The organism is Rhizorhabdus sp. P4_G6, assembly GCF_056401045.1.
The window spans coordinates 93,211-105,558 of sequence record NZ_JBFUKC010000005.1 but is presented as its reverse complement, the minus strand read 5'-3'; the positions used below and the strand labels follow the sequence as shown (position 1 = coordinate 105,558).

Sequence of the window (12,348 nt, the reverse complement as noted above, 5' to 3'; positions counted from 1 at the left end):
CTTATGCGATTCCGCGCGCTTTGAGTACGGCTTCGATCGGAGCCACGTCCGTTGGGTTGTTCAACTCGATCGCATCCCAGCCAAGCGGCTCGAACGGGACCACGCCGACCGCTATGCCACCATCGAGGAAGCGAAGCTGTTCCAGCCCTTCGAGCTGCTCGATCTCGGACGGGCCCAAGGCGACATAGCGGCGCAGCGCCTCGGGCCGATAGGCATAGACGCCGAGATGGAGGTGGACAGGGGGAAAAGCCTGGGCTGCGGCATCGGGCGGAAGATGCGGGATTACCCGCTTCGAGAAATACAGCGCGCGATGGTCGCTGCCGAACACGACCGTCGTACCGCCGACGCGGCCCTGGGCCTGGTCCTCCACGAGGTGGCTATAGACGCTCCGGGAGCAACGGATCGCGGGCGTCGTCATCGCCACGTCCGGAGTGGCCCGCAGGGCATCGACCAGCGCGGTCACCACATGGGCCGGCGTGAGCGGCGCGTCGCCCTGGAGGTTGACCACCGTTTGCGGCTTGATGCCCAGCCGGGCGATCGCGTCGGCGCAACGCTCGGTGCCGTTGGCGCAACTCTCCGCAGTCATCACCACCTGTCCGCCAAAGCCGCGCACGGCATCGGCGATGCGGTCGTCATCAGTAGCGATCCAGATAGATCCCCGATCGGTGATCGTCGCCGCGCATTCCCAGCTGCGCTGTACCAGCGGTTTGGCCACGCCGCCGGCGCCGACGAGCAGCGCCAGGGGTTTGGCCGGATAGCGGGACGATCGATAGCGTGCGGGGATGATGACCGCGAGATCGGTCATGGCAGGAATTTCAAACCTAGCTCAGCCCGTAGCGCACGAAGTCATGAATATGGACGATGCCAGCCGGATAGTCCGGGCGGTCCTCTTCCATCACGAAGACGGTGGTGATCTTGCAGTCGTTCATGATCATCAGCGCATCTTCGGCGAGCGTGTCGGGCGGGACGGTCTTGGGGCTGGCGGTCATGACCTGGGCCGCGGTGCCATCCAACAGATCGCCGATGTGACGCCGCAAATCGCCATCGGTGATCACGCCGACGAGCCGGCCATCGTCATCGGCGACGCCTGCAACACCGAAGCCGATCGAGGTCATCGTCATGATCACGTCGCGCATCGGCGTATCGAGCGCCACCAACGGAAGACTGGCGCCGCTGTGCATCATCTCGGTGACCGCCATCAGCCGAAGGCCGATTGCTCCACCGGGATGCAGGAGCTTCAGGCTGTCCCGCGCGATGCCGCGCACGTCCATGAGCGCCATCGCCAGTGCATCGCCGAGCGCCAGCATCATTATGGTCGAGGTGGTCGGTGCGATGTTGCTGGGGCAGGCTTCTCGCACTTGCGGCAGCAGCAGCCGCACATCGGCAGCCTGCATGACCGGAGAATCGGCGCGCGAAGCGATGCCGATGATGCGGATGCGCAGGCTGCGGCAATGCTGCATGATCGGCGTCAATTCGGTGGTGGCACCCGAATTGGACAGGACGATCATGGTGTCGCCGTGCTGCACCATGCCGAGATCGCCATGCGCGGCCTCGGCGGGATGGATGAAGATGGCCGGAGAGCCCGTAGCGGACAGCGTGGCTGCGATCTTGCGCGCCACGTGGCCCGACTTGCCCATGCCGGTAACGACGATCCGGCCCCTGGTCGATTCCAGTAGCCGCACCGCTGCGGAAAAGCTGTCGTCGAGAGATGCCTCGAGCTGAACCAAGGCATCGATCTCGGCCTTCAAGACCTCCCGACCCCGGGACAAAATGTTCAGATTGGTCGCGTTGGACCGGATGTCGTGTGTTATCACGCTCGTCTCCCTGGCCCCCTAGCGTCGGCGCAAAATAGCCACGCCGGCATTTGTTGCAACATCTTAATTGCGGCAATGCACCAAAATGGACGCCGCGGCCGGGCTGGCGCCGATTAGCCCTTACGCACGATCATTCCGAAAGACGTTGATACCCAACGCAATAGTGCGAGTTTCAGATGGGGATCGCTGCTGTACGGCGGCACATCGATGAGGCGGTCGAGTTCGCTGTCGCCGCTATCGAAGGTGATGGGAAAAACCTCGTGCCCCGCGGCGATCAGGCGACGGGACAATAACTCGAAGTCGGCGCGGCGAAACAGCACGGTCGCCCCGCCTTCGAGCGTTCCCTCGTTCGAGCTGAGGTTTAGTTCGGTAGTATGCACCGCCAGGCCTCCCTTTTTGAGGCATCGCAGCGAGTTCTCGAAGAATTGCAGGCCTGCCTCGATCGATCCCAGATGTTCATAGGCGCAGGACGACCATGTGAAGTCGAAATCGGTAAGATCGGCGGGGATCGCGTTCATGTCGACAGGTCGATAGGAGACGCGCGCGAAGAAATCGACCTCGCTGCATAGCCCGGGATAATGCATCTCCCTGAGATTTCCGCCCAGTTGCGCGGTGTCGCCCCAAATCTTTGCGCGATCGTCCTCGGTCGGCAGGTCGGTTGCCAGCACCTCGCAACCGGCAGCGGCGAACAGCGATGACATCGGTTCGACACCCACCCCGAAACCGAGCCCGCGATGACCAGGCGCAATGGCGCCATGATATTCAAGCGCGCGCAGAATAAAGGCGAATTCCCAATGCTTGCGGTGCAATGAGTTGGGCTGGCCAAGCCGGTCGGACAATTCCCGGAAAATAGGCTCCTGCATCTGATGCGCCGTGCACATCTGGGAAATCGGTTCGACCAGCGTGGCCTTCCTATCAACGACGATGTTTTTCAGCGTACCGGTACCCGGCTCCGACAGGAAATCGCGCCGCGCCGTATCGAGCCGCGCTACCAGGGCGTGGTCGGGTTCGCCGCCGATCGCGCTGATTTCGATCTCATCGGCATAGGCGTCGGCATCGGACGAAAGCGTTCCAATGAGCGCGTAGCTATGGTCCGGGTCCGCCGACACCGCTAACTCGATCCGGCCTCCACCAGCAGCAAGGCGACGCAGCGGCCATTGCTTAGTTTTGACCACCTCAGTCTGCCCGCGATCATCGAGCCGGTTGATCGTCAGCGTCAGTTCACCCGCTTGCGCCGTGAGGCCCTTGAGGCCCACCTCGAAATCTATGCCGGTGCCGGCCGCCGCGATGTAATCGCTATGAAACATATAACCTGACACCAGCCGTGCATCCGTTCCGCCATGATCGACGACGCCGCTGGCATGGCCATTCGGAAAGAAAAAGCCAGGCAGGCGCACCTTGGGGGCGCTGCGCAGCAACGTGAGGAAGCGTGCCCTATAACGCTGAGCCAATCGCGCGGCCCATCCTCGCAGTGGTAAAATCGGACGCGGCGAACGCTCTGCGGACAGGGGGCTGTTGATGGTCATGGTAGGAGCGTCCCTGTATGACCGCGAGCGCAACGTTTCAACAACGCAGATCAGAGGGCTGCCCCACAGCGCTGAGCTCGGCGCTGCAAAGTCGCGAGATCAGCGCTGGAAGATAAGCATCTGCTGCGCTGCGCCGTGCAGTATATCGGAGCGGCTGATAGAACAGATGCCGCGTTCGTCGTCGATGCTCGAAATCCTGAAGCCTGCCGCTTCGGCTTCGTCCAGCATGGCTGGGGCGTTCTTATAGCTCGATGGCGTGAACTCCACGATCACGTTGCGGAGACGATCGCCCGCGATCATCGCAGTCATCCCGCGCCAGATCTCTTCCTCCATGCCCTCTGCGTCGATCTTGACCAGCGCTGCATCGAGCGCCCCTGGCACACCATCCAGACGTCGGGTCCGCGCCTTGATGAAGTTCGGCCCGTCGGGGGTGAGCGAGGTAACCTGGGTGCCGCCGGGATGGTTGACGGACAGGAGGAGGTTGACCTCCTCGCCATCCGTCGCGCCAAGCACGACCTCATGGAGATCCACGCGGGTCTGAAAACCGTTGAGCAACAAGGATTCCCGCAACCGTTTCGCCGTTCCCGGGTTCGGTTCGAAGGCCAGCACCCGTCCGGGAGTTCCACCGACAGCCGCCATGACGATGGTAAAATAGCCGAGATTGGCGCCGACATCGATGGCCGTCATGCCGTGCCTCATCAAATCGATGATGACTTCGGTGGTTCGCGGTTCCCAATAGCCCTGCATGATCAGATGCGGTGAGATACTCCGATCCGAAGGGTCGGCATAGAGCTTGTAACGGCCGAGGATACGGCAAAGGATCATCTCGTCATCGAGGCGGATCGCCCACGCCATATGCCTGAGATAGAGCTCGCGCAGCAAAATCTGCAAACGCGGCCAGCGGCGGAGCCATGATCGGCGGTGCGCGAGAAACGCGTAGTTCAGGGGATGGCCCATCGGTCGAATCCTAGCGAGTAAAGACCAGCATCTGATCGACATGGGCGGGTCTTGCCAGGATCTCCTCGCGCGTCGTCGGAACGACGCCTGCCTCATAGTCGATATGGGCCGACGAGAAGCCGCTGGACATTATCGTGTCGAGGAACCCGCCCGGGTCGCCATAGCGCGCCGCCGTGAATTCGAGGATGACGGTAAGGGGCCGCCGGCTGTCGAGAATACCCTGCATCCCGGCCCAGACATGCTCTTCGGCGCCCTCGACGTCGATCTTGATCAGATCGATCGTATCGGCGCCCGGGAGCTCGTCGAGACGCAGGATCGGGATGTTCGCGGCGATATCCTCCGCTCGTGCTGGATGCGGGCTAAGATAGGCGTTCTTGGGTTCGTGCGGCGGGATCTGGAGGATCGCTTCTCCGCTGGCGCGGCCCAAGGCGGCCCGGTGCAGGGTAGTCCGCCCGAGAAAGCCGTTCACTTCGATGGTCTTGGCGAGCTTCGCCGCGATCGCCGGATTGGGCTCGAACGCGTCGACATGGCCGGTTTCGCCGACCAGATCCGCCATGATGAGCGTGAAATAGCCGAGGTTCGCACCGCAATCGACGACATGCATGCCCGGCCGCACGCGCGTCACAAAGGCTTCGGTGACCCACATCTCCCAATAGCCGCTGAGCAGCATGTGGCTCGAAAACCCGAGATCGGTTGTGTCGACGAACATGCTATACCGGCCCAGCACGCGGCAGAGTGAACTGTTGTCGCCGAGATAGGCATTATCGCACAGTCCGCGAATGATCGCCTGGTTGCGGCCGCGGCTGCCCGGCTGCAGGCTGGCGATGTCGAACAGCGGCTTGCCCTCGACGGTTGCGGCAGGGGCCCTGACCGCACGCTTCAGCGCGCTGAACAGCGACATTTCAGCGTTGTCCCGCGTTCACGGCGGCGCCAGGCGCGCGCTCACCGGGAGCCGAACAGGGCAGCGCGACGATCGATGACCAGGCCGACGCTGACAATTCACGGAAAACCAATATTCCCCCTGCGGAGTGCTGAAATTGAAGATCGGCCACGCTATGGCCCCATGAAGCTGGTCTTTCAACCATGCAGATGGTCCCGCCCGCCAGCATTGCCATTCCTCCAGTGCACCGCCATATTCTCCCGTGCGGAGGCAGATTTGAACCAGGCTGGATTTGGGCAGGGCGGCGACAGGGGCTGGTTGCAGCGGATGAATACGCTGACCGCCCGGCGCGGCGATGCGTCCCGGCCGCAGATTCCCGCTGGCCAGCGGGTCTATGCGGTCGGCGACGTCCATGGCCGGCTCGACCTGCTGCTGCCGCTGCTGGCGCAGATCCGCGACGATATCGCCGCCCGCGCGCCGGCCGACAACCATGTCGTGCTGCTCGGCGACCTGGTCGACCGCGGCCCCTATTCGGCGGAGACGATCGAGTTCGCGCTCGGCTATCTCCCCGGCTTCGCGACCTTCCACGTGCTGATGGGCAACCATGAGGAGGCGATGCTGCGGGCGCTCGATCCGCTGGAGGACCGCAGCGAGAATCTGTGGCTGAAGTTCGGGGGCTATGAGACGCTGGCCAGCTATGGCGTCCCGGTGTCGACGCTCGGCGAACAGCTGCCGCCGGTCGAGACGCTGCGGCACTATATCCCGGAGCGGCATCGCCAGTTCCTCGACAGTCTGCCGGATGCTATCCGCTTCGGCGACTATGTGTTCGTCCATGCCGGCATTCGGCCGGGGGTTGCGCTCGAAGAGCAGAATTCGAGCGACATGCGGTGGATCCGCCACGAGTTCCTGCAACATCGTGGCGATCTCGGCGCGTGCATCGTCCATGGCCACTCGATCTCGACCGAGCCCGACGTCCAGGCGAATCGCATCGGCATCGACACCGGCGCCTATCGGACCGGCGTGCTGACCGCGCTGGGCCTGGAAGGCGAGCGCCGGTGGCTGGTGCGCGCCAGCGTCGTCGATGGCGAAGTTCAAACGAAATTAAGCAGCCTGGGTTAAGCACCGAATCGGGGGCGGGCGCCCGCTGCCGGGGGACCGGCGGGGCGCCTCGCCGATAACGAGGAGGATGCGCCGCATGCGGCGGGTGCGTGGACGATCGGCTCTTGCCGTCGAAGCCCTGGATGAGATCGATGCGATCCGTTTTCGCTTCGTGCGCGGCCTGTTTCCGCGCGCCGGCGAGCATGACCAGCAGTCGCTCGCCAATCGCGTCCGCATGGCGGTCGACGCCATGCCGATGCTGCTGCTGGCGAACGCCGCCGTCGCCTGTGGCCTCTGGCTGGTGCGGGCGCCGCGACTGAACCTCGCGCTGGGGTCGATCGTTGCGCCGCTGGGCCTGCTCCTGGCTGCAGGTACCGTCATCCGCCACCTCGCCCGCCACAAGCGGCCGGCGCGCAGATCGCCCGAACAGATGCACGCACTGGTCGCGCTGTTCGGGCTGGCGCAGGGCCTGTGCTGGTCGGCCTGGATGCTGGGCGCCGCGCGCGACATGACTTCTGCGAACTGGCCGATCGCGGCGGTCGCCTATTCGGCGCTGCTCGTGATCACGACACTGGTGTTCGCGCCCGTGCCCACCGCCGCGCTGGCGCTGTGGCTGACCCTGTCGATCAGCGTCGCGCTGGTGGTGAACGACTGGATGGCGCTGGTCATCCTGGTCCCGCTGCTGGGTATCGCCACGGTCGCGCTCGGCGGCATTTCGGAGCGCAGCTACCTGGCCTCGCGCCGCTGGCTCGCCAACGCGGCCTCGGCGCTGAAGGCGGCGGTGCTGCTCCGCGAGTTCGAGGAGAACCGGCGCGGCTGGTTCTGGGAGACCGACGCGCGCGGCCTGCTCAGCTATATCTCGCCGCAGATCGCGGCCGCGCTCGACCTGTCGGTCGACGATCTTCTCGGGACGCCGATGACCGGCCTCGTCCTGCACGAGCGGCGCGATGTGCGCGGGACCGGCGACGGCGAACGCACGCTGGGCTTCCACCTGTCCACCCGCCTCGCCTTTTCCGAGATCGCGGTGCGCGCCGCGGCCGGGCAGGATGTCCGCTGGTGGTCGCTGTCCGGACGACCAGCCTTCGACGAATATGGCAGCTTCCTGGGCTTTCGCGGTAGCGGCACCGACCTGACCGAGATGCGCCGTTCCGAAGCCGAGGTGAAGCGGCTGGCGAGCTACGATGCGCTGACCGGCCTGCCCAACCGCATCCTGATGCGCCGCACGCTCGACGAGTCGCTGCACGATGGATCGGGGCGCGCCCAGCGCACCGCGCTGTTCATGCTCGACCTCGACCGCTTCAAGACCGTCAACGACACGCTGGGCCACCCGATCGGGGACATATTGCTGCGTCAGGTCGCCGATCGCCTGAACAAGGTGGTCCATAATGACGGCCAGGTCGGCCGGCTCGGCGGCGACGAGTTCAACATCGTGCTGCCCGGCATCGTCGACAAGAGCCGGCTGGCGACCCTGGCCGCCGCCATCATCGCCGAGCTGTCAAAGCCCTATTCGATCGAGGGCGCGCATGTCTCGATCGGCGCGTCGATCGGCATCGCCATGGCGCCCGACGATGGCGCGAGCGCCGACAAGCTGGTCCGCAACGCCGATCTCGCGCTCTACGCGGCCAAGGCGGACGGCAAGGGCGTCCACCGCTTCTACGAGCCCGAGATGCATGCCACCGCCAAGGAGCGGCGGCTGCTCGAAATGGACCTGCGCAAGGTGATGAACGAGGGTGGGCTGCATCTCGTCTACCAGCCGGTGGTCGACGCGGAGAGCGAGACGATCGTCTGCTTCGAGGCGCTGGCGCGCTGGAATCATCCGACGCGCGGGCCGGTGTCGCCCAGCGAGTTCATCCCGATCGCCGAGGAAATCGGGCTGATCGCGCAGATCGGCGAATGGGTGCTGCGCACCGCCTGCCTGGAAGCGGCGAACTGGCCCGATCCGGTGCGCGTTGCCGTCAACATCTCGCCGATCCAGTTCGCCAGCCCTGCGCTGCCCGGCATCGTGATGAGCGCGCTGGCCGCGGCCCAGCTACCGCCCCACCGGCTCGAGCTCGAGATTACCGAGGGCGTGTTCCTGAACGACGATGCCGCGACCGACGCGATGTTCGCGAAGCTCAAGGCGATCGGCGTCCGCTTCGCGCTCGACGATTTCGGCACCGGCTATTCGTCGCTCGGCTATCTGAAGAAGGCGCCGTTCAACAAGATCAAGATCGACCAGAGCTTCGTGCAGGGCGCCGCCGTGCCAGGCAACCGCAACGCCGCCATCGTCCGGGCGATCGTCGCGCTGGCCGAGAGCCTGGAGATGGAGACGACCGCCGAGGGCGCCGAGACCCCCGAGGAGCTGGCGCTGATCCGCTCGCTCGGCTGCAGCCATATCCAGGGCTATATCTTCGGCCGCCCGATGCTGTCGGACGAGGCCCGCGCGCGGGTTTCGGGGTCGGGCAAGCTTGTCATGCCGGCGCTGCTGGTGACCCGCGATCCGCGCGTCGCGGTGCTGCGAGCGGCCACTGTCCGCAGCCGGCATGGCGTCGATACCGGCCGCGTCCGCAACCTTTCGCGCTCCGGCGCGATGATCGAATGCGGGATCGGCTTTCGGCCGGGCGAAACCGTGACGCTCGATTTCGGCGACGGCCGGCCGGTGGGCGGGGTGATCCGCTGGGCCGACGAGGACCGGTTCGGGGTGGCTTTCGACCAGCCGATCGAAGCCGAGCAGATGAGCCCGCAGCGCATGATGCGAAGCGCAGCGGGATAGAGGGATTTCGAGGCAGATGGAATCATCTGCCGGCTCGGAAAATCCCGGAAAACGGACAAAACCTGGGATCGATCCGGTTCAATCCGAACGGGATCGAGTCCAGCAGCGCCCGGCAGTCGGGCAGATAGCGGGCGATCGCCCTGATCCGGCCGGAGCGCACGCCATGCTTCCAGGCGTGGCGATTGCCGCGCGGCGCGCCGCTGCCCTTGCCGCCATGCATCCGGCAGCGCGCGCGGCCCCCGACGGCCGGCGACCGGCAGGGCGATCCAGCGCCTTGCGGCTATGAGCAGCAGACTCACTGCCTGAATTCCTGTAATCTCGTCCGTTGTTAAGGAGAGCCGATATGGCAGGCGGTCTAGCCATTGTGCTGAGCGGCGGCGGCGCCAAGGGCGCCTTTCAGGTCGGTGTCATCCATGAGCTCGTCGTCAATCGCGGCGTTCGGGTCGATATCGCCGCCGGGGTCTCGACCGGCGCCATCCAAGCGCTGGGGATCGCGCAGGACGATGTGCCCGGCTTGCTGGACGCCTGGCTCGGCATCAAGGGCAATGGCTCGATCTACAAGGAACGTCCGCTCGGTGTCGTCGGCGGGATTCTCGGCGAGGATGCGATCTACGACGCTGCGCCGCTGAAGCGTCTCATCAAGGGCTTCGCCGACGAGGAGAAGCTGGCAGCGAGCGGGCGCAAGTTGCGGCTCGGCGTCGTCAACCTCGGCGCCGGCACCTATCGCAGCATCGACGAAAGCGTGCCTGGCATCCACAATTGGGTCTATGCGAGCTGCGCGATGCCGCTTTTCTTCGATCCGTTGAAGACGCGCGCCCGTGACGGAACCGAGGAACAATGGGTCGACGGCGGAGTGCGCGACGTGACGCCGCTCAGCACTGCGCTGGAGCTGAACCCGCGCGGCGTGATTGCGGTGCGCGCGTCACCCGCACCGCAACCGGGGCGGGTCCGCACCTACGGCAATTTGATCAAGATCGGGTTGCGGGCGGTGGATATCCTGCAGTCGGAGGTATCGGCCAACGATTTGGCCGGCGCCGCGCTGATCAACGATCTGATCGCGGCGCGCGAAGCGCAGCTTCGTGCGCTGCAAGCCGAAGGCATCGGAGGCGCGCAGGCAGCGCGCATCCTTCGGCCGCTCGACGTTCAGATCGCGCGCTATCGCTTCGCGCCGATCCGGATCATCGAGCCCGACGAGGAATATTCCGAGACGCTCGAATTCGACCCAGCGAAGATCCGTGCCGCGATCGACGCCGGCCGCCGCGCGGTCGAGCGTGAGTGGGAAGCACTCGAACCGCTGTTAAGTTGAGATGATCCTCATTCGCTGACCTAAATCTTGAGCTGGCTGCCCAGCTCCACCACCCGGTTGGTCGGCAGCTTGAAATATTCCATCGCGCTTTCCGAACTCCTGGTCATTCCGGCAAACAGTCGTTCGCGCCACAGCGCCATGCCCGGCTGATCCTTCGAGGCTATCAGCTTCTGTCGACTGAGGAAGAAGCTGGTGCTCATCATCGCGAACGGCTCACCGATCGTTTTCAGGTCGGCAAGCTCGCGCGGGATATCGACCTCCTCCATGAAGCCGTAATGCAGTATCACGCGGTAGAACCCGTCCCCGACGGAGGAGGTCTCGAACCGCCGACCGGTCTCCACATAAGGTGTTTCGTCGACCTGCACGGTCAGGATCAGCACGCGCTCGTGCAACACCTGGTTGTGCTTCAGATTGTGCAGCAGCGCGGCAGGGATGGCTTCGGCCGACGCCGACAGGAACACCGCCGTTCCGCGGACGCGGTGGGCCGAGCTGGCCGCCGACCTGACGAATACGGGCAGCGGCAGCGCGTCTTCCGCCAGCCTTTCGCGCATCAGCCGGCGTCCCGAGGCCCAGGTGCTGAGCAGAATGAATATCAGCGAGCCGACCAGGATCGGGAACCACGCGCCTTCGAACAGCTTGGCCACTCCCGATGCGAGGAAGATCACGTCGATGGTGATGAATGTGGCGAAGCCGATCGCGCCGCGCCAGAGCGGCGCCTTCCATATGCGGAACACGACGACATATTGCATCAGGGTGGTGATCAGCATCGTGCCGACGACCGCGAGCCCATAGGCCGGCAGCATGGCGGCCGAATGGCGGAACGTGACGACCAGTAGCGCGACCATCGCCGCGAGCGCCCAGTTGACCGCCGGCACATAGATTTGCCCTTTCGCCCGCGAGGAGGTGTGCGCGATCCGCATCCTGGGCAGGAAACCGAGCTGGATCGCCTGCTGGGTCACCGAGAAAGCACCGGAGATGACGGCTTGGCTGGCGATGATGGTCGCGAGCGTCGCGATCACCAGCAGGGGGATCGTCAGCGAGGCCGGGACCATATGGAAGAACGGATTGTCGGCAAATTCCGGATGCTGAAGGAGCATCGCTGCCTGGCCCATATAATTCAGCATCAGTGCGGGAATGACGATAAAGAGCCAGGCGGCGGTGATCGGCCTGCGTCCGAAATGACCCATGTCCGCATAAAGCGCTTCCGCGCCCGTGACGGCGTAGATGACCGCGCCCAGCGACAGGAACGCGTAGAACGGGTGAGCCGCGAAGAACCCCCAGATGTACACGGGGCTGAGCGCCCGGAGCACCTGCGGGTAGGCACTGATGTGCACCGCGCCCATCGCGGCGATCACAATGAAATACAGCAGCATGATCGGGCCGAACAGCTTGCCCACGCGCTCGGTGCCATGCCGCTGGATCGCGAACAGGCCGATCAGGATCGCCAGCCCGATCCACACGATATGGGGCTCGAAACTGTTGCTGACGATGCCGAGCCCCTCGACTGCCGAGATGACCGAGATCGCCGGCGTCAGCATGGCGTCGGCATAGAACAGCGCCGTCGCGAACAGCGCACCGATCAGGAGCCAGCGGCGCGGCGCGGCCGCCCCCAATTGCCGGTTGATCAGGGCGAAGAGCGCAAGGCTCCCGCCCTCTCCGCGATTGTCGCAGCGCATGACGATGAAGACATATTTGATCGTGACGACAAGGATGAAAGACCAGAAGATCAGGCTGATGATCCCATAGAGATCGGTCACGTTCACGCCGAGATGGTAACGCGGATCGAGCGTTGCCTGAAGCGCGTAAAGCGGGCTGGTGCCGATGTCGCCGAATACGACTCCGAGCGCACTGAGGGTCAGTGCGGCCTTGGGGCCGGCGGCGTGGGCCGCGATTTCGCCATCCAGGGCGGAATTGCGAGTTTGTGCGATCGTGGACATGCCCATGATCTGCGCTGTGACCGCATAAAGATTCCATGTGGATTGCGGTGGTGAAGCCACGGAAACGTCGATTCCCTC

Annotated in this window: 9 protein-coding genes and 1 pseudogene; 3 read left to right on the top strand and 7 right to left on the bottom strand. The window is 64.7% G+C overall.

Annotated features, from left to right (window positions below; genetic code table 11):
• Position 1: 1 nt before the first annotated feature.
• From AC1DPF_RS07840 to AC1DPF_RS07820, 5 genes are all read right to left on the bottom strand, one after another.
• Positions 2–805, bottom strand: a complete 804-nt coding sequence (locus AC1DPF_RS07840) for a 3-deoxy-manno-octulosonate cytidylyltransferase (protein ID WP_477868978.1) — start codon at positions 803–805, stop codon at positions 2–4.
• Between the two features lie 16 nt (positions 806–821).
• On the bottom strand, positions 822–1,814 hold the full coding sequence (locus tag AC1DPF_RS07835) for a KpsF/GutQ family sugar-phosphate isomerase (protein WP_477868980.1): 993 nt from the start codon (positions 1,812–1,814) through the stop codon (positions 822–824).
• Positions 1,815–1,927: 113 nt separating this feature from the next.
• Positions 1,928–3,265, bottom strand: coding sequence for a class I SAM-dependent methyltransferase (locus tag AC1DPF_RS07830; RefSeq protein ID WP_477960588.1), 1,338 nt, complete (start codon positions 3,263–3,265; stop codon positions 1,928–1,930).
• 174 nt (positions 3,266–3,439) lie between these two features.
• Complete coding sequence (locus AC1DPF_RS07825) at positions 3,440–4,195, bottom strand: FkbM family methyltransferase (protein ID WP_477960586.1); 756 nt, start codon at positions 4,193–4,195, stop codon at positions 3,440–3,442.
• Positions 4,196–4,307: 112 nt separating this feature from the next.
• The gene (locus AC1DPF_RS07820; RefSeq protein WP_477868985.1) at positions 4,308–5,198 is read right to left on the bottom strand and encodes an FkbM family methyltransferase; all 891 of its coding nucleotides are present in this window, start codon (positions 5,196–5,198) and stop codon (positions 4,308–4,310) included.
• A gap of 306 nt (positions 5,199–5,504) precedes the next feature.
• On the opposite strand from AC1DPF_RS07820, the gene AC1DPF_RS07815 reads away from it, so the two are divergent.
• Together AC1DPF_RS07815 and AC1DPF_RS07810 are read left to right on the top strand one after the other, a co-directional pair.
• Entirely contained in the window at positions 5,505–6,296 is a 792-nt protein-coding gene (locus tag AC1DPF_RS07815; RefSeq protein WP_477960584.1) for a metallophosphoesterase, read from the top strand.
• A gap of 76 nt (positions 6,297–6,372) precedes the next feature.
• The gene (locus AC1DPF_RS07810; protein WP_477868989.1) at positions 6,373–9,027 is read left to right on the top strand and encodes an EAL domain-containing protein; all 2,655 of its coding nucleotides are present in this window, start codon (positions 6,373–6,375) and stop codon (positions 9,025–9,027) included.
• Between the two features lie 22 nt (positions 9,028–9,049).
• Here the strand turns inward: AC1DPF_RS07810 and AC1DPF_RS07805 are convergent.
• Positions 9,050–9,289, bottom strand: a pseudogene (locus AC1DPF_RS07805) (hypothetical protein); the annotation flags it as partial.
• 81 nt (positions 9,290–9,370) lie between these two features.
• Between AC1DPF_RS07805 and AC1DPF_RS07800 the strand changes: the two are divergent.
• Positions 9,371–10,333, top strand: coding sequence for a patatin-like phospholipase family protein (locus AC1DPF_RS07800; RefSeq protein WP_477868991.1), 963 nt, complete (start codon positions 9,371–9,373; stop codon positions 10,331–10,333).
• A 20-nt stretch (positions 10,334–10,353) separates the two neighbouring features.
• Here the strand turns inward: AC1DPF_RS07800 and AC1DPF_RS07795 are convergent, their stop codons facing one another.
• Positions 10,354–12,270 (bottom strand): potassium transporter Kup, encoded by a 1,917-nt coding sequence (locus tag AC1DPF_RS07795; RefSeq protein ID WP_477868993.1) that lies wholly within the window; start codon positions 12,268–12,270, stop codon positions 10,354–10,356.
• Positions 12,271–12,348 lie beyond the last annotated feature (78 nt).